At 60.0% G+C, this 22,488-nt stretch carries 19 protein-coding genes; 17 read left to right on the forward strand and 2 right to left on the reverse strand.

Annotation, left to right across the window (positions count from 1 at the left end; all coding sequences use genetic code 11):
• The first annotated feature begins 110 nt into the window (after positions 1-110).
• The 6 genes from BFN67_RS18205 (at position 111) to BFN67_RS18230 (ending at position 6,936) form a co-directional block, all read left to right on the forward strand.
• A complete protein-coding gene (locus BFN67_RS18205; RefSeq protein ID WP_080920937.1) occupies positions 111-1,619 on the forward strand; it encodes a sugar ABC transporter ATP-binding protein in 1,509 nt (502 codons plus the stop codon).
• On the forward strand, positions 1,609-2,574 hold the full coding sequence (locus BFN67_RS18210) for an ABC transporter permease (RefSeq protein WP_080920938.1): 966 nt from the start codon (positions 1,609-1,611) through the stop codon (positions 2,572-2,574). Before BFN67_RS18205 ends, BFN67_RS18210 begins: the two co-directional genes overlap by 11 nt.
• Before the next feature lie 24 nt (positions 2,575-2,598).
• Positions 2,599-3,483, forward strand: a complete 885-nt coding sequence (locus BFN67_RS18215; RefSeq protein ID WP_080920939.1) for a sugar phosphate isomerase/epimerase family protein — start codon at positions 2,599-2,601, stop codon at positions 3,481-3,483.
• Positions 3,484-3,523: 40 nt separating this feature from the next.
• Entirely contained in the window at positions 3,524-5,305 is a 1,782-nt protein-coding gene (dhaL, locus tag BFN67_RS18220) for a dihydroxyacetone kinase subunit DhaL (RefSeq protein ID WP_080921008.1), read from the forward strand.
• 50 nt (positions 5,306-5,355) lie between these two features.
• Positions 5,356-5,907: an SIS domain-containing protein gene (locus BFN67_RS18225; protein ID WP_080920940.1), complete on the forward strand. Its 552-nt coding sequence runs from the start codon at positions 5,356-5,358 to the stop codon at positions 5,905-5,907.
• Positions 5,908-6,060: 153 nt separating this feature from the next.
• Positions 6,061-6,936, forward strand: a complete 876-nt coding sequence (locus BFN67_RS18230) for a sugar-binding transcriptional regulator (RefSeq protein ID WP_080921009.1) — start codon at positions 6,061-6,063, stop codon at positions 6,934-6,936.
• A 229-nt stretch (positions 6,937-7,165) separates the two neighbouring features.
• On the opposite strand, the gene BFN67_RS18235 is transcribed toward BFN67_RS18230, so the two are convergent.
• Complete coding sequence (locus BFN67_RS18235; protein ID WP_080920941.1) at positions 7,166-8,254, reverse strand: transporter substrate-binding domain-containing protein; 1,089 nt, start codon at positions 8,252-8,254, stop codon at positions 7,166-7,168.
• A 586-nt stretch (positions 8,255-8,840) separates the two neighbouring features.
• Between BFN67_RS18235 and BFN67_RS18240 the strand changes: the two genes are divergently transcribed.
• From BFN67_RS18240 to BFN67_RS18290, 11 genes are all read left to right on the forward strand, one after another.
• Entirely contained in the window at positions 8,841-10,466 is a 1,626-nt protein-coding gene (locus tag BFN67_RS18240; RefSeq protein ID WP_080920942.1) for an amidohydrolase, read from the forward strand.
• A 65-nt stretch (positions 10,467-10,531) separates the two neighbouring features.
• Entirely contained in the window at positions 10,532-12,124 is a 1,593-nt protein-coding gene (locus BFN67_RS18245; protein WP_080920943.1) for an ABC transporter substrate-binding protein, read from the forward strand.
• Between the two features lie 173 nt (positions 12,125-12,297).
• Positions 12,298-13,233: an ABC transporter permease gene (locus BFN67_RS18250; protein ID WP_080920944.1), complete on the forward strand. Its 936-nt coding sequence runs from the start codon at positions 12,298-12,300 to the stop codon at positions 13,231-13,233.
• A 2-nt stretch (positions 13,234-13,235) separates the two neighbouring features.
• The gene (locus tag BFN67_RS18255) at positions 13,236-14,057 is read left to right on the forward strand and encodes an ABC transporter permease (protein WP_080920945.1); all 822 of its coding nucleotides are present in this window, start codon (positions 13,236-13,238) and stop codon (positions 14,055-14,057) included.
• A gap of 5 nt (positions 14,058-14,062) precedes the next feature.
• A complete protein-coding gene (locus BFN67_RS18260) occupies positions 14,063-14,971 on the forward strand; it encodes an ABC transporter ATP-binding protein (protein ID WP_425349803.1) in 909 nt (302 codons plus the stop codon).
• An 8-nt stretch (positions 14,972-14,979) separates the two neighbouring features.
• Positions 14,980-15,918 (forward strand): ABC transporter ATP-binding protein, encoded by a 939-nt coding sequence (locus BFN67_RS18265; RefSeq protein WP_245295316.1) that lies wholly within the window; start codon positions 14,980-14,982, stop codon positions 15,916-15,918.
• A gap of 9 nt (positions 15,919-15,927) precedes the next feature.
• The gene (locus BFN67_RS18270) at positions 15,928-17,445 is read left to right on the forward strand and encodes a M81 family metallopeptidase (RefSeq protein ID WP_080920948.1); all 1,518 of its coding nucleotides are present in this window, start codon (positions 15,928-15,930) and stop codon (positions 17,443-17,445) included.
• Positions 17,446-17,521: 76 nt separating this feature from the next.
• On the forward strand, positions 17,522-18,268 hold the full coding sequence (locus BFN67_RS18275; RefSeq protein WP_139789241.1) for an SDR family NAD(P)-dependent oxidoreductase: 747 nt from the start codon (positions 17,522-17,524) through the stop codon (positions 18,266-18,268).
• Positions 18,269-18,473: 205 nt separating this feature from the next.
• Entirely contained in the window at positions 18,474-19,424 is a 951-nt protein-coding gene (exbB, locus tag BFN67_RS18280; RefSeq protein WP_139789242.1) for a tonB-system energizer ExbB, read from the forward strand.
• Between the two features lie 10 nt (positions 19,425-19,434).
• Complete coding sequence (gene exbD / locus BFN67_RS18285; protein ID WP_080920950.1) at positions 19,435-19,878, forward strand: TonB system transport protein ExbD; 444 nt, start codon at positions 19,435-19,437, stop codon at positions 19,876-19,878.
• On the forward strand, positions 19,875-20,756 hold the full coding sequence (locus tag BFN67_RS18290) for an energy transducer TonB family protein (protein ID WP_080920951.1): 882 nt from the start codon (positions 19,875-19,877) through the stop codon (positions 20,754-20,756). Before exbD ends, BFN67_RS18290 begins: the two co-directional genes overlap by 4 nt.
• 13 nt (positions 20,757-20,769) lie before the next feature.
• Here the strand turns inward: BFN67_RS18290 and BFN67_RS18295 are convergent, their stop codons facing one another.
• Positions 20,770-22,479 (reverse strand): ABC transporter ATP-binding protein, encoded by a 1,710-nt coding sequence (locus tag BFN67_RS18295; RefSeq protein WP_080920952.1) that lies wholly within the window; start codon positions 22,477-22,479, stop codon positions 20,770-20,772.
• Positions 22,480-22,488 lie beyond the last annotated feature (9 nt).

Consider the following 22,488-nt stretch of genomic DNA (forward strand, 5'->3'; position numbering starts at 1 on the left):
AGGGCCGCGGCTCGGGCTCGCGGCCCTCTTTCTTCCGGTTATCGGAAGACCGACGGAAACTGCCGGCTCATATGAAGGCCGACAGCTCACTATCAGGAACAGATTGTCATATGGCCTTTCTCGAAACGCATGGCTTGGGCCGCGACTTTCCCGGCGTAAGTGCGTTGAACGATGTCGATCTTTCAATCGAACTCGGCCGCGTTCATGTTCTCGCTGGAGAAAACGGCGCCGGCAAATCCACTCTGGTCAAGCTTCTGACGGGCACTGACAGACCTTCGCGCGGCAGCATCAGCATTGATGGAAAAGACCCCGCCGAAGACCCGAGCCTGTTTCGCAATATTGCGTATGTACCGCAGGAACTTACCCTGTTTCCGCACCTGTCGGTGGCGGAAAACCTGTTTCTTCCCTATGACCGCACGGGGCATGGCCGCAACATTGTCAATCGTCGGCGTCTCGAAAGCGAAGCGGCGACGGTTCTCGCGCGGTTCGGCATAACCGCGTCGCCCGCCGCCTTCGTGCGCACGATCTCGGTTCCCGATCAGCAATTGTTGCAGATCGCACGGGCCTCCACGAACAAGAACATGAAAGTGCTTATCCTCGATGAGCCCACCTCGTCACTGACGAGTACCGAAGTCGATCGCGTGTTTCAGGTCATTTCGGGGTTTCGTGATAGCGAACATGCGATCATCTTCATATCGCACAAGATGGATGAAGTGTTTTCCATCGGAGATGACTGCACCGTTCTGCGGAATGGCGAGAAGGTGGAGGCCGGGCATCTGGCTGATACTGATGTCAATGGGCTCATCCGGGCAATGTCGGGGGAAACGATCCACCTTGGCGATACCTTCCGTCCCGAGGTTGTACCGCCGGGCGACGGGGACGCGATCTTGACGGTGCGCGGACTGAGCGGTCCGCATTTCGAGAATGTCGATTTTGACCTCAAACGCGGCGAAATACTCGGCTTCGCCGGGTTGGTGGGGGCCGGCCGCTCCGAGGTGATGCAGACCATATTCGGCTACATAAAGGCGACAGCCGGCGCGGTCGAAATGGAGGGTAAGCCCTGGACGCTCGGCGATACGGCCGCTTCGATCCGCAACGGCATGATTTATCTGTCCGAGGAGCGCAAGCAACACGGCATACTGCCGCTGATGTCGGTGCGCGACAATATCGGCATCTCGCTTTACGACCAGACCGCGTCGGTGTTCGGCATTTCCGCGCGCAAGGAACGCGCCTGCGTCGCCGATATCATCAAGGCCTACGACATCAAAACGTCGAGCATGGGCAAGCAAATCATGTTCCTGTCCGGCGGCAACCAGCAGAAGGCTCTTATTGGCCGCGCCATGGCCCAGCAGCCGCGCGTCCTCATCTTCGACGAGCCGACAAAGGGCATCGATGTGCGTACCAAGGCGGAGATCTATCGCATCATGAAGGGTTTGGCCGAGCAGGGCGTCGGGATCATCCTGGTTTCCTCCGAGATGGAGGAGTTGCGCAAATGCGCGACACGTATCGTCACAATGCACTCGGGCAAGGTGACAGGAAGTTTCGATGCCGCCGGCACGAGCAACGAAACGCTTGTCGGCGCAATATTCGGTAAGGAGAACACGCCCGATGCGGCCTAATCCCCTCAAGGCGCTGGTCGTCAATCCATTGGCTGGCGTTTTCATCGCGCTGGTCGCGATCTTCGTCATATCGGCGCTGTTGTCGCCCTATTTCATGACCGGCTACAACCTGTCCGTCGTGACTCGAACGCTGGCCTTCGTCGGCCTTGTGACGATCGGCCAGGCATCGTTGATGATCCTGGGGGAGATCGATCTGTCGCTCGGTGTCATCGGCGGCTTGTGTGGCGTTGCCGCCGGCATGCTGATGGTCAATTTAGGCCTGTCGCCCTGGATCGCATTGCCGCTTGCATTGCTTCTGGGGGCGGCTTGCGGCCTGCTCAACGGTGTGCTGGTGTCGCTTCTTCGCCTGCATTCGCTTGTGCTTACCATCGGCACAGCCGGCATATTCGGCGGCGCCAACCTGGTGCTGACGCGCGGTGTTGCCATCACCAATATCCCGAAGGAAATTCAGGTTTTCGGTCGTGGTGATTTGTTCGGAATTCCAATGCCGTTCGTCATCATGATCGTGGTGCTGGCAATTGTGTCGTTCATCGCCGCCAAGACTCCGTTCGGGCGTTACCTCTATGCCATCGGGAACAATCCGGCCGCCGCTCGCATGCTCGGCATCAAGGTCGACCGCATCAGGATACTGGTTTTCGTTTTCGCCGGCGTCATGGCTGCCCTGGCTGGCCTGCTGATGGTCGCCCGGCTGGGAACGGCCCAGCCGTCGATCGGCGAGACCTGGGTGCTTGCACCGATCGCAGCCGCCGTCATCGGTGGTGTGACCACGACCGGCGGGGTTGGCACGCCGCTAGGCGCGACCTTCGGTGCGGCCATCATCGGGATTATCGAAAACATCATCGTTCTGTTTGGCGTCTCGCCTTACTGGCAGGGCATCGTCAGCGGTGTCATCGTCGTCCTGGCGATCTCTTTCGACGCTGTGTCGCGCCGTTACCTGCGTTCCGATGCAGCCTAACCAGCGAATGTACGGGAGGAGAACATGAAACTTGGATTGAACCTGTCGTTCGCCATCAAACGCTGGCTGGGCGGCGACGCCATGGCCCATATCGTCAAGAACGAGATCGGTTGCGATATCGTTCAATTTACCTGGGACCTGGTTGATCCGTGGTGGCCGGCCGAGCAACGCGATCCGATCGCGCGTGAGTACGCCGCCGCATTCCGCCGTGCGGGCATCACCATCGAAAGCACGTTCGGTGGGCTTGCATCCTACACCTATAACCATTTTCTCGCGCCGACCCCGGAACTGCGGGCGCTGGGCAAAGAGCACCTCAAGCGCGCAATCGACATGACGTCGGAAATGGGAGTACGCGCCGCCGGCATGCCCTTCGGGTCGTTTTCGGCCGCCGATGCGCTCGACCCTGTTCGTCGCGAAACGATCTACAAGGACGCGATCGGGGCCTATCTCGACCTTACCCATCATGCCAAGGCACGAGGGCTGGATACCCTTTACATCGAGCCGGTTCCTCTGGCGACGGAATTCCCGTCCTCGGCGCCGGACGCCTTGCGCCTGATGAAGGACCTGAACGCCCACAGCGCCATACCGGTGCGGCTCATGGTCGATTGGGGCCATGCGTTGTTTACGCCGCTCTTCGGCGACAAGGCCGATATGGATTACTGGATGGAGATCTGCGGCGATTATATCGGCGCCTTCCATATCCAGCAGTCCGATGGGCTTCTGGATCGGCATTGGAACTTTACCCGTGACGGCGTGATAACGCCGGACAGGTTGGCGGAATTCTGGAGACGCCACCGTCTTTCCAGTCAGACCTACTTCATGGAAATAATCTATCCCTTCGAGGAAACCGACGAGCATGTGCTCGCCGACATGAAGGCTGCCGTCGCACTTCTGCGGCAGGCTGCATAGATTGCAATCCGAACCCGAACATATGATCGAGGAACAGTTGGTGAGCGCTCGAACAAAGAAAATCATGAACGCCCCGGAAGATATCATTCCGCAGATGATCGAGGGAATGATCGGCGCCCATCCCGATTTGTTGCGCGTCGCGGGAGCCGCTGGACGGGCAATCGTTGCCATTGATGGGCCTCGGCCGGGCAAGGTCGGTGTCGTGGTGGGTGGAGGTTCGGGGCATGAGCCGGCTTTCGCCGGCTATGTCGGTCGTGGGTTGGCCGATGCGGCGGCTGTCGGCAATGTGTTCGCTTCGCCATCGCCAGAGTTGATCCTGGATGCCGCGCGCGAAGCCGACGGCGGTGCTGGCGTCGTCTTCCTTTATGGCAACTATTCCGGCGATGTGATGAATTTCGACATGGCAGCCGAAGAGCTGTCAGCGTCTGGCGTTGCCGTCAAAAGCGTTGCCGTGACAGATGATGTCGCCTCTGCCCCCAAGGAACGGATCGGCGAACGGCGCGGCATTGCCGGTGACTTTTTCGTCTTCAAGATTGCCGGCGCGGCCGCTGACCGGATGCTGCCCCTCGACGAGATCGATCGCCTTGCGCGCCACGCCAATGCCTCGACACGCAGCATGGGCGTTGCGCTTTCGGCGTGCTCGCTGCCACAAACGCGCAAGCTGAATTTCGAGATATCTGCCGACGACATGGAAATCGGCATGGGCCTGCATGGCGAGCCCGGCATTCGTCGCGGCCCGCTCGAAACCGCTGACGAGATTGCTCAAGACCTGCTCTCGGCGATCATCGCCGACCTCGGTTTGCGGCGCGGCGACGAGGTGGCTGTTCTGGTGAACGGCCTTGGCTCCACATCGATGATGGAACTCTATCTCCTTCACCGCAAGACGCAGCATATCCTGAGTGACCATGGCATCGCTGTGGCCCGCAGCTGGGTCGGCGAATATGCGACGTCGCTTGAAATGGCCGGAGCCTCCATCACCGTGCTGCGGCTGGACGACGAATTGCGCGCATTGCTTGCGCATCCCTGCCGCTCTGTTGCGCTGACTGTCGGCGAAATTGCCGCTGCAAACCCGGCGCGCGCAAATGTGGCTCACACCGCGGTGCAAACACGCGGGGACGATGCCGACGGTGCGGCCGAGCATAAGGAACTGGCAACGGATGGCGATGTCACGCCAGCGATATTCCGCCAGATGATGCGCAAAGTTGGGGCGGCGATTATCGCCGAGAAGGATTGGCTGTCGCAACTCGACGGCGTGATCGGTGACGGCGATCACGGCGTGACGATGGAGATCGGCTGGATCGCGGTGGCCAAGGCGCTGGCGGCCGCGCCCGATCATGAAACGATCGAGGCAACCTGCAAGCGCATGGCCAAGGCTTTTCTCGATGCCGTCGGCGCTTCCTCCGGACCGCTCTATGCAACTGCCTTCCTGCGCGCTGGCACTGCGGTCGGCGATCGGCGGAACCTCGATGCCAACGCGTTGGCAAGCTGGATTGCCGCGGCCTGTCAGGGCATTCGCGATCGTGGCCGCTCGGAGCCCGGCGACAAGACGATGGTGGATGCCTGGGTGCCGGCAGCCGTTGCCGCGACGAACGCCGCCCAAAACGGGGCCTCGTCGGTCGAGGTGATGGTCAAGGCTGCTGCCGGCGCCAAGGATGGCATGGACAGAACGACGGATATGGTTGCGCGCCGTGGCCGCTCCGCAAAGCTTGGCGAACGCTCGATCGGTCATATCGATCCCGGAGCCGCCTCCACATATCTGACGCTGCGCGCCATGACCGAAGCTCTACAGGGGGCACTTGGGCAAAAGGCGCCTGGCCAGTAGACGCTTGGTCAATAGGCGCCGGGATGACGGTTTTCTTGTTGGGAGGAAGCATGGACGAGACTTTTGACAAGGCGCTGGACGAACTGCGCGGGGTTCTCGTTGCTATCGACAAGGATCAGGTGAAGGTCGCACTCGATGCCATTGCCGGCGCGCGCCGTATCGCGCTTTACGGGGTCGGGCGCGAGGGCTTGCAGGTCAAGGGCTTGGCCATGCGGCTCTTCCATCTTGGTCTCGATGCGCATGTCGTGGGCGATATGGACACGCCGCATCTGGGGGATGGCGACCTGTTGATCGTGTCGGCCGGTCCCGGTGATTTTTCCACCGTCCGCGCCTTGCTCGGCGTTGCCCGCCATGCAGGCGCGAAAAGCCTTTGCCTGACGGCAGAGCCAGAGGGCGCGACGCCACGTTCCGCCGATTGGACTCTGGTTGTGCCGGCGCAGACCATGGCACGCGATGCGACGGCGCCGAGTTCGGTTTTGCCGATGGGGTCGCTCTTCGAGGGCGCGCTTTATTTGCTGTTTGAGGTGCTGATATTGGAGTTGCGGGAGCGTCTGGGTGTAGATGCCGCTGCCATGCGCTCGCGTCACACGAACCTGGAGTGAACGAGGCAAAAATCGGCCAAATCATCACCCATGGACGAATAAGCCAATGGACATTTCAGCGTGCTGAGCAAGCCCGGAGCCGATGCCGGCGATGACGATTTTCAATTGGACCGCGAGTTTGCTCGGGCTGCGTGGTTGTATTTCGTCGGAGGAATGACGCAGACGAACATCGCGAAGGAACTTGGCATGACGCGCCTGCGCGTCAACAAGATCATCGGGCAAGTTCGTATGGCTGGTCTGGTCAATGTCGAAGTCCGCTTGCCGCTTGCCGATTGTGTTGAGCTCGAAGAAGCTCTCAAGGCCCGGTATGGTCTCACTCGGGCGGTGGTCGTGCCTTCGTTGGCGGATCCGGTCGAGCAGCAGCGGACCATAGGCGAGACGGCCGGCGAACTTCTCAACTCCGTTATTGCCGGGCGGGATCTGGGCGTGGGGATTGGCTGGGGCCGGACATTGTCCTTCGCGACAAGGCGACTGGAGGCGCGGCCCAATCCGAATTCCTGGGTCGTTGGGTTGATGGGGGGCGTCACCCGAGCGTCGTTGACCAATACGTTCGAAGTGGCCATGTCGGTCGCCAGATCGTTTGGCCTCGAGTGCCACTATCTTACCGCGCCTATTTATTGCTCGAGCCCCGAGAGCCTTGAAGCAATCCTCCATAATGACGAGATCGCCGATGTTCTTGCGCGCACGGAGATCGCCGACGTGGCGTTGATCGCCTGTGGCGATCTGCACCAGCGTTCGCCCATTCCATCGCTACGCATCGTCAAGGACAATCTGGAAGAGCTGGAGCGTCTGGGGGCGGTCGGCGAAACGCTCGGCTATTTCCTCGATGCCGAGGGTCAACCGGTCGATCATCCGCTGAATCGTTCCGTTATGGCCATTTCATTGAACGCGCTGCGCCAGAAGCCCGTCTCGGTGCTCGCTTCCGGAGGGCTTTACAAAGCGCGCATCATCCGTGCGACGTTGCTCGGCAAATATGTAAATCATCTGGTGACGGATGAGGCCGTGGCGAAGGTTCTTCTGGCATCGTAAATCTGATGGATGCCAAAGGTGCTATAAACGACCGAAACCGGGGACAGGCGCTTTTTTTGCACTACGTGCTAAGGGAGCGAAGCATCACCGGAACGGTCGGCATGCGACGGGCGTGCGCGTCCGCCGCTTTCCGATCCGCATCGAAGATCTGCTCGATATCGGGCAGAAAGATGAGGCTATACCTGGCGCAGCTCGCACCGTGTGAAGAAAGCATATATATCCCTCGTGATCATTCAGCTGCCCCGAAATATCTGGTGCGAAGTTTCTCCACCTCCCCGGTGTCAAGTGCGCCGAGCACTTCAATCGTCAGCGGGTGCGTCAACGTACTGCCGTGTGGGAGGGCAAAGCCGTACTTGTCCGGCTCGAACAGACGTCCCACGACATCAACCGGCAGATCGGCATGAGTGTAGGCATAATATTCGAGAACGGGCGCGTCGGCGATGACGGCAGCCACGTCGCCACTCAGCAGGCTTTCAACGGCTTGGGCTAGGCCCGGATAAGGCCGTGTCTGGAGGCCTTGTTGCAGCGCGAAATCCTCCTCGACCGTTCCCCTTAGCACCCCAACCGGCTGGTCGGCCAAGTCAGCGATGCCGTTGATCTGGTTGGTGAGGGAAAGAGTCGTCATCACGCTTGTGACCGATGAGGTCACATAAGCAAGAACCGCGATGCCACAAACCAGCCACAGCCCTTGCCAGATGCGGCCGACCCAGCCGAAGAGGTTTTTTCGTGAGGGAGGCTTGCCGGATGTCGCAACCGACATCACCGTGTAGAAGCTCTCAGCGACGCCGTCTCGCCACCTTCTGGGGAACGATGTGTCAAACCGGCGATCGAAGAAAGTGAGAAAAAACGTGGCGGCCACAATGATCGATGCGATCCAGGCATACGCTTTCAGGAACCCCGCATCACTAAGGCCGGAGATCAGGTTGGACAAGCCCTTCCCCCGCTCTGTATTCGTCATGATCCGCATGCCGCCATCAAACCATGGCTGAGTGAAATCTACTCGTTCGGCTCGCGATTGATTGATCGTCATATTGGTGACGGCAACATCGACTTTGCCGGAAGCGGTCGCACCGATGAGGTCACGAAGCGTCTGGAACTCGACGTAGCGATATTGGTGATCAAGTTTCGCCGCCAGATGTTCCCAAAGGTCGATTGCCATACCGGTGAAGTGCCCTCCTTCGTTCATCACGAAGGGGGGATTGACGAAGAGGCCGACCTTTAAAGGTGCTGTTGGCTGCTGCGCGTGTGCAGAGGCTTGCGGCCACAAGGGCATTGCGACCAGAAAGAAAAAGACGGCGAGCCTGCATCGCATCCGCATGACGATCCTTTCCTTGTTATCAATTCAAATCATATGACCTTGGCAACGGAAACTGCCAATGACCTGATGTATGGCGCCCCAGAGAGCCCATTACGCAGTGTTACGAGATTGCCGTTAGATAAAACAAGGGTGGGCTAATCGACTTTCCATCAGCATATTGCACGCATTGTCGACCCCTCTCTACGATAGGGCGAAGCAACCAAAATCTGTCTGGCGTCGAAGCGGCCATGCCATGATTTGCGCTCATGTTATGCAAATTTGGCATGATTAATTGCAAAAACCGAATTAGCCATATTGCTCCAGACGACGTATCGTCGGAAAAATGACCAAGCCGGCACCCGAAGCCGGCATCCGGGAGGGGAACAATCTCGAATTTCGTGCTCGATACGGCAGAGCGTCCTTGCGTTGCTGCCGCAACGCGGAGCCTTTTGCCCTATCCAAGGCGGCAGGGCGGAGTTCCTTCTGCAAATCATTGTCGGGACACGTATAGCAAAGCGTTTTCGAGCGAGAGCGAGATTGGGATGGCTATTTGCCGCTCGACAAGGATTGGCGCTTTGTCGCTACTGGAAGGGACAGAGCCAGCGATATGAACTCACTGAAGCAGGCCGATCTCGTTCTCCTTGGCGGCAAAATCTGGACTGGTTTCGGCAATCCAATCGCAGAAGCGATTTCGATCCTTGGCAACAAGGTCCAGGCCAGCGGCTCGGACTCCGACATCAAGGCGTCGATCGGAGCAGGCACGAAGGTGATCGATCTGGCTGGGCGCTTTGCGATGCCCGGCCTGAACGATGCGCATCTGCATCTTATCTCGACAGGATTGCTGCGTGGCAAGGTCGATGCAACGCCGGATGCAACACCGACCCGCAACGCGCTGCTTGCCGCCCTTCAGGCGCGAGCCGTCAAAACGCCGAAGGGCGAGTGGGTGACGGCGCGTGGATTTGACCAGACCCGCTATCCCGACGGCCGGATGCCCACGGCGCAGGAACTGGACGCTGCGCTGCCTGATCACCCGGTTTCGGTCACACGCGCTTGCGGCCATGTCACGATCGCGAATTCTCGCGCCTTGGCGCTGGCGGGAATCGACGTCGATACGCCTGATCCGGATGGCGGCTTGATTGGCCGGGAGGCTGGCGAACTTACCGGAATGCTGGCGGAGAATGCCCAGAATCTCGTCTATGACGTCCAGCCGACGCCGTCTCTTGCCGGGATTATCGATGCCATCGAGGCGGGTGGCCGCCACCTTTTGCAGTTTGGCATCACGTCCTGCATGGATGCGGCTGTCGGCCAGGTCGACGGCATGACCGAGATCGAAGCCTATCAGCAGGCTGAGCGCGAAAGCAGACTGCCGGTGCGGGTCTGGGCAACGCTTCTGGGCGATCCCGGATCGTCCATCGTCGAGCCATGCCATGCTGCCGGCCTTGTCACCGGCTGCGGCAGCGACATGTTCCGGATAGGTGGCGTGAAGGTATTCACGGATGGTTCGGCCGGCGGGCGAACGGCCTGGATGCGCCAGCCATATATCGGCCAGCCTGACAATTTTGGCATTCAGATGCTGCCTGACGCCCAACTGTTCGAACTGGTCGATCAATATACGGCGATGGGTTACACCATGGTCTGTCATGGCATCGGCGATGCCGCCATTGACCAGCTCGTGCGCGCTTATGAGAGAGTGCGTGCTGCCAATCCCGGCCATAAGCATCGTCATCGCATTGAGCATTGTGGCTATGTCGATGCAGCAATCAACCAGCGGATGCTTCAGGCCGGCATCCTGCCGGCACCCCAGCAGGCCTTCATCTACGACTTCGGCGACGCTTACATCTCGGTCCTCGGGGCGGAGCGCGGGCTGACCTCCTATCCGATCGCCACTTGGGATCGGCTTGGGATGAAACCGTCCACCGGCAGCGACTCACCGGTCTGTTCGCCCAATCCCTTCCCGGACCTCTACGCTATGCTTACGCGCAAGACGCATAAGGGCACGGTGATGGATGCCTCCGAGATACTGACGCCCGAACAGGCTCTGCGCGCTTATACCGAACATGGCGCCTATTCCCAAGGCGCGGAAAAGGTGAAAGGGCGGCTGGAGCCCGGAATGCTGGCGGATATCGCCGTGTTCTCGAATGATCTCCTGACAGCCGACCCCGAGAAGATCCTGAATGAAACGCAATGTGAAATAACGGTTCTGGACGGGCGTGTCGTCCATGAAAGAGGGTGAGGCGGCCGCTGGACGCGACCGTCTCGGAGAGGAATGAGAAACGAACCCCATGGGAGGAAAGTAAGATGTTGACCAGACTTGGCCTGACAGCGGCACTTATGCTGGGGATGGCGACCGCCACCCTGGCGCAGGACGCGACTCCAAAGGATGGCGGGAGATTCGTGTATGTCGCGCCCTATGGCAGTTCGATTACGTCGCTCGACATCACGGCGACCCCGCATACGCAAGACGAAATCGTTGCGAAGGCGATCAATCGCTCGCTCTACAAATGGAACCCCGAAAGCGGCAAGCCGGAGCTCGCTCTCGCAGAATCTGTCGAGAAGTCGGCGGACGGCAAAACCTATACCTACAAGCTCCGGGACGCGACCTTCCACAATGGCGACAAGCTCGATGCTGACGATGTGATCTGGTCCTACAACCGTCTGGCAGATCCCAAGAAGGCGCTGCCAGGTGCGGAGCAGATGCTGCAGATCGCCGGCGTCGCCGAATTTCAGGCCGGCAAGGCCGATCATATTTCGGGGCTGAAGAAGATCGACGACAAAACCGTCCAGATCACCTTCATCAACCTGGCCGAGCCGGGCTGGAATCTGATGTCGAATTTTGCGCCGATCTATTCGAAGGATTATCCGGAGGATCAACTCGCCTCCAAACCCAATGGCCTCGGCCCGTTCAAGCTTGCCAACTACGTTCCCGGCTCGAAGGTCGAACTGGTAAAATTCGACGACTATTACGAAGAAGGCAAGCCGCATCTGGATAAGCTTGCGATCATGCTGATGGGTGAAGCCTCGGCCCGCGACATCGCCTTCCGCAATGGGGAGATCGACGTCAATGTTCTGGGCCCGGTGCAATACGAAGCCTATGGCCAGGATCCGGCGCTGAAGGATCACATTCTTGAAGTGGCCGAAGTCTACACCCGCAACATCGGCTTCAACCCGAAGGTCGAAGCGTTCAAGGACAAGCGCGTCCGGCAGGCGATCAACTATGCGATCAACAAGGATCTGATCGTCGAGAAACTGTTGAAGAACAAAGCCTATCCCGCGGTCTCGTGGCTGCCGATATCGTCGCCGGCTTTCGACAAGAGCGCCAAGCCTTATCCCTATGATCCGGAAAAGGCCAAGGAATTGCTGAAGGAAGCGGGATTCGAGACCGGCCTGAAATTCTCGGTCACCGCGACCTCGAATGAAAGTTGGGGCGTGCCGATCGTCGAGGCGATCATCCCAATGCTGGCCAAGGTGGGCATCAAGGTGACGACCGACCCGGTGGAGAGTTCAGTCTTGTCCGACAAGATCCTGTCAGACAATTTTGAAGCCTTTATCTGGTCGAACTCGTCCGGCCCGGATCCGTTGAAATATCTGACCTGCTTCTATTCGAAAACCCCGCAAACCGCCTGCAACTATGTCAAGTTTTCCAACGCAGACTTCGACAAGCTGATCGAGCAGGCGGGTAACGAAACCGATCCAGCCAAGCAGAACGAGATTCTCAAGGAGGCAAACAACCTTCTCCAAGAGGAAGCTCCGATCTGGTTCTTCAATTATAACAAGGCCGTGATGGCCTACCAGCCATGGGTTCACGGCCTGAAGCCGAACGCCATGGAACTGGCGATCCAGGATTATGAAGACATCTGGATCGACGCCAGCGCCCCCGCTTCGCGCAAGTAGGGATGTCATGCGGCGGGCGGGAGTGATCCGGCCCGCCGCATGACACTCGCCCCTGGAGCGCCGTGTTCAATTGAACGCACAAAGGACGCTCCAGCACTTTAATGGAGCATCGGAACAATCCGAAACCCGGCAGTCACTTTTCGGCCCGATGCTCTGGGAGGCAGAACCAGCTCATGTTGCGCTTCATTTTTCGTCGCACGCTGCAGATGATCCCCACCTTGCTGGCGGTCGTCCTGATCATCTTCGTGATTTTCAGCGTCATCCCTGGCAGCTTCATATCGAGCCTGATGGCGGAGGGTCGCAACGCGATGAATGCAGATGTCGTTGCGCATCTGAATTCAGAGTTCGGGCTGGACAAGCCTCTGCTGGTTCGCCTCGGTGACTATCTCTGGGGGCTGGCGCATTTCGATCTTGGAATTTCCTACCGGACCCGTGAACCGGTATGGAATGTGATTGAGCCAAGGCTTTGGCCTTCGATCAAACTCGCGCTAACAGCAATGGGTTTTGCCGTGGTGGTCGGCGTTCCTCTCGGATTTCTCGCCGCGCTGAAGCCGGGCAGCCTGTTTGATACCGGAACAATGATGATGGCCGTTTCGGGCCTGTCGCTTCCTGAATTCTGGCTCGGTCTGCTTCTGATGTATGTCTTCGCGTTGCAACTTGGCTGGCTACCCAGCTTCGGCTACCACCCCGGCAGCATCAAACACATCGTATTGCCAGCCATTGCGCTAGGCGTATCGCCGATGGCGCTTCTGGCGCGAACAACCCGCGCAGGTGTTCTGGACGTCATGAACGCCGATTTCGTGCGCACGGCGCGGGCAAAAGGGCTGACGGAGCCGCGTCTGGTGTTTGCCCATGTGACCCGTAACGTGCTGGTGCTCGTCCTGACCACACTCGGTCTCCAGTTCGGTTCGCTCATGGGGCAGGCGATCGTGATCGAGGCGCTGTTCTCCTGGCCAGGAATCGGCTCGCTTCTGGTCGATAGTGTTTCGACTCGCGACATTCCCGTGGTTCAGGGCACGGTTATCGTGATCGTGCTGTGGTTCCTCGTCATCAACATGTTGGTCGATGTCGCTTATGCCGCGATTGACCCGCGCATCAAGGTGGCTTGAGGATGCGGCTGCGCTTCAATCTTGTCTTCGGGCTGACATTGGCGGTGATCGTGGTTGTGGCGGCAATCTGCGCCGGCTGGATTGCGCCGTATGATCCGATACTCGATGCGGATCTGATGGTCTCCGAGATGCCCCCAAGCTGGGAGCATCTGCTGGGCACGGATGCACAGGGTCGTGACGTATTTTCCCGCGTTCTGTACGGCGCCCAGGTGTCTTTGACCGTGGGCCTCGTCTCGCAGATGATCAACTCGACCATCGGTACGGTGCTCGGCGTTTCGGCCGGTTATTTCGGAGGCTGGTGGGATGATCTGGTGAACGGGCTGACGAATGTCATGCTGGCAATCCCGTCGCTGGTGTTTGCGCTCGCCATCATGGCGGTGCTGGGGCCAGGTCTGCCAAGTCTTCTGATTGCGCTCGGCCTGACGAACTGGTCGTGGACCTGTCGCATCGCCCGCAGTTCGACCTTGTCATTCAAGAACCAAGCCTTCGTGCAAGCCGCCAAGGTCGCGGGCTTCAGCGATGCCAACATCATGCGAACGCAGATATTGCCGAACATCCTCGGCCCGGTACTGGTCATCGCAACGCTCGGTATCGGCAGCGCCGTCCTGGCAGAGGCGGCCTTGTCCTTTCTTGGCGTTGGCATCAGTCCTCCACAGCCAAGCTGGGGCAACATGCTGACAGATTCACGCGAGTTGATCCGCACCGCTCCCTGGGCGTCAGTGTTCCCCGGACTCGCGATTTTCGTCACTGTTCTCGGCTTCAACCTACTTGGCGACGGGCTCCGCGATATGCTTGATCCACACATGAGGACCCGGAAGGCATGAGCCGCATTTGTCCTGATCCGGTCCTGTCCATACGCAATCTGCGTATCGGCGTCGGCAAGCACAACGCCATCCTTCATAACGTGTCTTTCGATATCCTGCCCGGAGAAACCTATGGATTGGTTGGGGAATCCGGCTCCGGGAAAAGCATCACCGGCCTATCGGTAATGGGGCTGTTGAAGCGACCGCTGCAAGTGACGAGCGGCGAGGTCATGTTTCAAGGACAGGATGTTCTCAAACTTGGCAACCGCGCCCGGCGCCGCCTGCGCGGCGATCGTATGTCGATGATTTTCCAGGAGCCGATGACGGCACTCAATCCCTTGGTGACAGTGGGCCGACAGATTGCTGAAATGCTGGTTGTTCATCGCGGCATGAGTTGGCCGCAGGCGCGTCGCAAAGCCGTCGAGGGGCTGGAAAACGTTCGCGTGCCTTCGCCCGAGGAGCGCGCCCGGTCCTATCCGCATCAGCTCTCCGGAGGAATGCGCCAGCGTGTCATGATCGCGATTGCATTGGCTTGCCGCCCTGACCTTTTGATTGCCGACGAGCCGACCACCGCGCTCGATGTGACCGTACAGGCTGGTGTCCTGGAACTGATCGCCGAGCTTTGCAAGGCCGAGGGAACCGCCGTGCTGCTGGTCAGCCACGATTTAGGCGTGATCGCCAATATGTGTCGACGCGTCGGCGTCATGGATCGAGGGCGCCTCGTTGAGGAACAGGACGCCAAGGCACTGTTCGAGAACCCGTTGCATCCTTATACCCGCGGCCTGCTTGCTGCGCGTCCGCGCCTGGGTTCACGAACCCTCGCCGGGCGTGGCCGTTTGACGGAACTTGACCAGGTTGTAGCCAGCGAGGACCGCGGGCGCGACGCGCCAACGCTGACCACCCCGCGCGAGGCCTGTCCGGAGGTGACGGCATGAGCGCACCTTTGCTCGAAATCCGGGATCTCAGTGTCCATTTCCCGTTGCCACGTCAATCGCCTCTCGCCCCGAAACGCACGCTCCGCGCCGTGCAGGGGGTGAATCTCACCCTGAACGAAGGAGAATGCCTGTCCATCGTCGGTGAGTCCGGCTGCGGAAAATCCACCACGGCGCTAACCGTGATGGGTTTGCAGGAGCCGACCCAGGGGGACGTTCTGTTTCGGGGTCGGTCACTGACAGGGGCCAATGCACCTGGCCGGAAAGATCGCGCTCGCATCGCCCAGATGGTATTTCAAGATCCCTATGCATCGCTGAACCCGCGTCAGACCGTCGGGCGCATGCTGTCCTCACAGCTTTCGCTGCATGAAATCGCCAAGGGAAGCGACGCCGACCACCGCGTCGCCGACATGCTGACGCGTGTCGGCCTGACGCCGGATCATGCCAACCGCTATCCGCACGAATTCTCGGGCGGGCAACGTCAACGGATCGGGATCGCGCGGGCGCTGATGCTTGACCCAAAAATACTGGTTCTGGACGAACCGGTGTCGGCGCTCGATGTGTCGATCCAGGCGCAGATCATCAACCTGCTGATGCATCTGCAGGAGACTCTAGGTCTGAGTTACATCATGATCTCGCACGATCTGAGCGTGGTGGAGCATGTCAGCGATCGGGTCGCGGTGATGTATTTTGGTCGCGTCGTCGAGGAGGGGGACTGGAATTCGATTTTTAACCGCCCGACCCATCCCTATACGCGCCGCCTGATCAGTTCTGTTCCAGATCCGGATGCGGTTTTGGTCGGAACGCGTCGCTTGCCGGATGCTGCACCCATTCCCGATGCCTCGCGTTTTTCACCCGATATATCACGCCGGCCGACGCCTGACGAAGAACCCGAGCCCAGCGTACTTATCCAGATCGGCGAAAGCCACACTGTCCGCGTCGCGCAATAGAGACCATCAATGACCTTCACTGTCCTCACCGCCGAATTCATGCACGAGAGCAATACGTTTTCGCGCTATCGCACCGACTTGCCACAGTTTGAGGTGGACGCGCTGTTACATGGCGAAGAAGCAATCCGCGTCCGGCGCAACGCGAACACCGAACTTGCCGGTTTCATGGATGTGGCCGAGTCCGCAGGCTGGAACGTTGTACACGCCATTTCGGCACATGCCGTGCCCGGCGGGCGGGTAACGAAGGCGGCCTATGACCACATTGCGGGTGTTATCCTGGGGGCCGCACGGTCGAACAAGAGCCGGCTCGACGGAGTGCTGCTCGGCCTGCATGGCTCGATGGTCCCGGACTTCTGCGATGACGGGGAAGGCTACCTGCTCAACCTCCTGCGAGACGAACTTGGAGCGGACATCCCGATCGCGGTGACGCTCGACCTTCACGCTATGGTATCGGAGGATATGGTCCGTCAGGCGCAAATCCTCGTTTCCTACAAGACCTATCCGCATGTGGACATGCGCGAAACCGGTATCCATGCCGCCCGAATTCTGGACCGCGCCATGAAAGGCGAAGTGATGCCGCGCACCGTCAGGGCGCATGTGCCGATGCTGGACGAGGCGAATTCCGGCCGCACCGACATTTCCGAGACCTTGGCGCTTTACGATCGCGCCCGAGAGGCCGAGGCCGAGGGCCTGTTTGCGGTTTCCGTCAATGCGGCCTTCACCGGGGCGGATGTGTCCTGTGTCGGTCCGACCGTGCTCGCGACCTATGACAGAAGCGATCCCGACGCCGAGGCGGTCGCCCGGCGCGTGACGGAGGAACTCGCCGACAGAGTCTGGCAGGGGCGCACCAGCAAGCGAAACGTCTTCATCGAGATCGAGGAAGCCGCCGCCGAGGCTCTCGCCTGGCGTGGCGACAAGCCGCTTGTCATCGCCGATTATGCCGACAATCCTGGCGCCGGCTCCTATGGCGACTCGACCGCGCTGCTGAAAGGACTGCTTAATGCAGGCGTGCGGGGCGCCGTGCTTGCCCCCATGGTCGACGCCGAAGCGGCAGCGGAACTGCATCGCCGCGAGGAAGGCGAAACCGTAACGGTGGTGATTGGCGGCAAGGGCGATGCGAATTTCGGCGGCGGCCCGCTACCGGTGACCGGCGTGCTGCGCAAGCTCTCGGACGGGGCCTATATAGGCGACGGGCCGATCCAGGGCGGACTTGCCCATAGTTTCGGACCGACTGCGGTGATCGATGTCGACGGAATCGACATCTTGATCGTTTCCGAGGCGCAGCAAATGGTTGATCTCCAGCAATTACGCGCTTTCGGGATCGAGCCGACAACTTGCCGCGTGCTGGTTCTGAAGTCCATGCAGCATTTCCGTGCGGCCTTTGAGCCCATAGCCGGCAAGGTCGTCGTCTGCGATGCGGGTGCACTGGCGACCCCACGCGCGGAGCGGCGACCCTATATCCGCGTGCCGCGTCCACTCTGGCCGCTCGACAAGGCGTTCGAGCGGGTCAGAAGTCTTACCGCGTGACTGCGCTATGCTCGTTGAATTCCTAGCTCATACAAGACAATGTGTTGCGTCGTGAGCCATGGGAGAAAGATTTACAGTGAACAGAATTGATCTTGAAGGCCAGGCGGCGGTGGTGACGGGCGGTGCGCAGGGACTGGGCCTGGCTTTCGCCGAACGCCTCATAGCTTCCGGAGCCAGAGTCAGCCTGTGGGACGTTAATGGCGAGCAATTGGAAACGGCGCGCAAAGCTTTGGGTGGAGCTGTAAGTGTGGCGGTCGTCGATATCGTTGATGCCGAGGCGGTCGTCAGGGCCCACGCCGAAACCGAGGCCGCTCTCGGCCCGGTGTCCATTTTGATCAATTCGGCCGGTATAGCCGGCCCCAACCACACGCTCGACACCTATCCACTGGAAGACTGGAAACGCGTCATCGACATCAACCTGCACGGTACGTTCCACGTCAACCGCGCCGTGGTCCCGTCGATGAAAGCCCGCGATTACGGCCGCATCGTCAATATCGCATCCATTGCCGGCAAGGAGGGCAATCCGAATGCATCGGCCTATTCGGCCTCGAAGGCGGCGGTCATAGGCCTGACCAAGTCGCTGGGCAAGGAACTGGCCGCTTTCGACATTGCCGTCAACTGCGTTACGCCCGCGGCGGCGCGCACACCGATCTTCGATCAGATGAGCCAGGAACATATAGACTACATGCTGGCGAAAATTCCGCGCGCCCGCTTCCTCGAAGTGGCAGAGGCTGCCAACATGGTTGCCTGGCTGGTCTCGAAAGAAAACTCCTTCACTACCGCTGCCGTCTTCGACTTATCCGGGGGCCGCGCCACCTACTGACAAGCTGGGCATCGGACCGAAGACGCGGCTTCCATGTCCGGCTATGCGGGCGCCACGAATTCACGATGGCGTCTCGTGCGCCCAGAGCGAGGCCAAGCGGGTCGCGTGCGGACACGCTGACAAATTCGCGTTTCTCAAATGGACCATTGAAACGACGCATTAGTTGAGTGTATTTGTCCACAAAACTCGCGAATGGATAACCCGGATGAGATCGATCGCAATTCTTGCATGGGCCATGCTGGGTCTTATGACGGCGGTGGCGATGGCGCAGGACCCCGCGCCAGACCCGGCTGTAAACAATGCCGCGGCAGGATCCGGGACCGGGCAGGGCACGTCCACCGACTTGGCTTTTCCGTCCGCGTCTCCGGCCGGCATGAATGCAGCGCAGGGAAATGAGCCCGAACCAGCTGGACATGCCAAGGACACGGCTGCCCCAGAAGAGATTGCCACGCCTTTGCTGCCGCACAACCTTTCTCCGTGGGGCATGTTCATGAATGCCGACATCGTCGTTAAGGCGGTGATGATCGGTCTGGCTTTCGCTTCGCTGGTGACGTGGACCGTCTGGCTCGTCAAGACGCTTGAATTGTTTGTGGCGCGCATGCGCGCGTATCGCGCCATGGGAACGATCGTTCAGGCACGCTCCCTCCAGAATGCAAGCGCGGCACTCGGCTCCGGTAAAAATGCGGCAAGTCTGCTTGTTCAGGCTGCCCGGCAAGAGGTCGATCTTTCTGCGGAAGCGCTTGATCATGCCGGCGGCGAAGGGCTGAAGGAGCGCGTAGCCTCCCGGCTGTCGCGCATAGAGGCGCAAGCTGCACGTCGCATGACGCGGGGCACCGGGCTGCTCGCGACCATCGGCTCGACGGCGCCCTTTGTCGGCTTGTTCGGCACGGTCTGGGGAATCATGAACGCCTTCATCGGCATTTCGGAAGCCCAAACGACCAACCTCGCGGTGGTCGCTCCCGGCATCGCCGAGGCGCTGCTGGCGACGGCGCTGGGTCTGGTGGCTGCCATTCCTGCCGTGGTCATCTACAACGTCTTTGCGCGCGCAATCGCCGGGTACAGGCAGGTTCTCGCCGATGCCGCCGCAGGTGTCGAGCGGCTTGTCAGCCGCGATCTCGACTACCGTGCCGTACCCGCCCGCGTGGCTGCCGGGTAGGAGAAGGACAGTGGCTGGGAAAGTTCGCGAGAGCATCGGCGACGAACTGGAGGAAACGCACGAGATTAATGTGACGCCCTTCATCGACGTCATGCTTGTGCTGCTGATCATCTTCATGGTGGCGGCACCGCTGGCTACAGTGGACGTCAATGTCGACCTGCCGGGTTCGACCGCCGCTGCTGCTCCGCGGCCGGACAAGCCGGCCTTTCTAACCCTGAAGCGGGATCTTTCACTGTCACTCGGAAACGAGATCCTGCCGCGGCAGGGTTTCGCGCGCGCACTCGACAGGATTACCGACGCCAATAAGGAAACCCGGATATTCCTGCGCGCTGACAAGGCGGTCGAATACGGGGAATTGATGGAGGTGATGAACCTGTTGCGTTCGGCCGGCTATCTGAAAGTAGCGCTCGTCGGCATAGAGAGCCTGCCCGGAGGCGGGGCCGGCAATCCATGACAGCAGCACCTGCCGAACTCGCGCTCAGTCGGCGTCCTCCGTTGCGGGAAGCCGGCCTATGGCTGGGAGCGGGTATTGTCATTCTGGTAGCGCATGCGTCTTTTGCCTATCTGCTGCGCGATGTTGCCCCCCGGGACGAGCATGACGCAATGGAACAGGCGATGGAGATCGACCTGGCGCCGCTTCCGGTGTCGGTGCCGGAAACTGTCCAGTCCGAGGCGCTGGCGCAGGAAGAGCCGGTGAACAAGATCGACCCGGTGGAAGAGACGGCAGAGATAGAGCCCGACGAGGTCGTGGAAGCAACCGCCGCGCCGGTGGAAGAGATCCAACCGGAGCCGGAAATCGAAAAGCCCGTTGCCGAAACGGTGCAGCCGGAACCCGTCGAACCGGAAATGATCGAGCAGGAGACTACAGAGGTGGTGACGCCCGAAATCGTGGTCCCGTTGCCGCAGCCGAGGCCGGAGCCGCCAGTCAGGAAAAGAGTGGAACGGAAAAAGCCGGCATCTAAAGAGCCTAAAGTCGTGAAGGAGGACAAGCCTGCCGAACGACCGAGGCGCCAGGCCAAGACGCCGCCTTCGACTCGGGCTTCAGCCGCGTCCAGGGCGCCTAAGATCGATCCTTCCCGTTGGAACAGCGCCGTGCGGGCCGCCATCGCGCGCCGTGCAAGTGCCGTACGCGGCATGCAGGGCACAGTCCGGATCAGCTTTGTGATCGGTTCCTCCGGCACTATCGTTTCTGCCAGCGTCACCGGCTCATCAGGCAATGCAAGGCTGGACCGGGCCGCTTTGAGGATGGTTCGTTCCGCGCGGGTTCCAGCTCCTCCCGAAGGCCTTGGCGGCTCGCGCCATGCCTTTGCCATACCGCTAACGTTCCGCTGAGCTGATCCTCCCGTCAATCGAGGACGGCGTGCAGGCGCCTGTAAACCGGTCCGCTTTTCATCAACGTTGCATGAGTGCCCTGCTCGGCGATCTTTCCATGATCCACGACGACGATGCGGTCGGCATGCTCGATGGTGGCGAGCCGATGCGCGATCACCAGAGTAGTACGATTCCTGGCAAGTTCGGTCAGCGACAGCTGAATTTCGCGCTCGGTTTCGGTGTCGAGCGCCGAAGTGGCCTCGTCCAGGATGAGGACCGGCGGGTTCTTCAAAAACATGCGCGCAATGGCCAGGCGCTGCTTCTGCCCTCCCGACAGCTTGACCCCGCGTTCACCGATCACCGTATTCAACCCTTCTGGCAAGGAGGCGATCAGCCGGTCGAGCCTGGCGCGCTTTACCGCTTCGACAATATCTTCCTCAGGCGCATCGAGCCGGCCATAGGCGATATTTTCGCGGATCGTGCCGCCGAATAGGAACACATCCTGCTGGACGACCCCAATCTGGCTTCGCAGCGAGGCAAGCGTCATGTCGCGAATGTCGATGCCGTCTATCTCGATCGATCCCTTGTCGATCTCGTAGAACCTCGGAATGAGCGAACACAGCGTGGTTTTGCCGGCGCCTGACGGCCCAACAAAGGCGATGGTCTCGCCGGCGGACACATCCAGGTCTATCCCGTTCAGGACCGGCCGTCCGCTGGAATAGCTGAAGGTGACGCCGCGCAAGCGGATCGCGCCACTCAGGTCTCGAACCGCATGAGCGCCAGCGTGGTCGGCGATGTCGGGCCGTGTATTTAGCAGGTCGAGGTAGCGCTGGAACCCGGCTATCCCCTTCGGATAGGTCTCGATGACGGAATTGATTTTGTCGATGGGGCGGAAGAAAACGTTTACGAGAAGCAGGAAACTGACGAAACCGCCGTTGGTCAACTCGCCGGTCAGTACGAAATAGCTTCCGGCGATCATCACGACCAGTTGGATCAGCCGCATGCTTAGATAGGAGAGCGATGTGCTGGCGGCCATGATGCGATAGGCGGCCAGCTTGGTCTTGCGGTAGTTGGAATTGTCTTTGGCAAAGAGATCGCGCTCATGGTCCTCGTTGCCAAAAGCCTGCACGACCCGCATGCCGCCGATATTTTCTTCCAGGCGAACGTTGAAGTCGCCTACGCGCCGGTAGAGCGCCTGCCAATTGTGCGTCATGCGGGCGCCGTACCGGCTTGTCACCCAGCCAACAACCGGCACGATCGCGGCAGTGATCAGAGCAAGCTTCGGATTGATGGTGAGCATCAGGACGAAGGCGCCGATGAAGGTCATGACCGCGATGAACAGATCTTCCGGGCCGTGATGCGCGACTTCGCCGATCTCCTCGAGATCCTTGGTGACGCGGGCGACGAGATGACCGGTCTTGTTGTTGTCGTAGAAGGTGAAGGAAAGCTTCTGCAGGTGGTCGAAGCTCTTACGGCGCATCTCGGTCTCGATGTTGATGCCGAGCATGTGCCCCCAGTAGACGACCACACCAAGCAGCGCGGTGTTGGCCACGTAGAGGGCCAACAGGGCAAGCGCCGCCAGCAGGATCGTTCCCCATTGCTGGGTCGGCAGCAATGTGTCGATGAACCACTTGACCGCGAGAGGAAAGGCAAGCTCAAGCAGGCCGGAAATCACTGCGCAGGCGAAGTCCAGCAGGAACAGCCGCTTCCAAGGTCTGTAATATTCGAAAAAGCTGCGGATCATTTCGGATAG

The organism is Manganibacter manganicus, from assembly GCF_002075885.1.
GTDB classification, from domain to species: Bacteria; Pseudomonadota; Alphaproteobacteria; order Rhizobiales; family Rhizobiaceae; genus Mesorhizobium; species Mesorhizobium manganicum.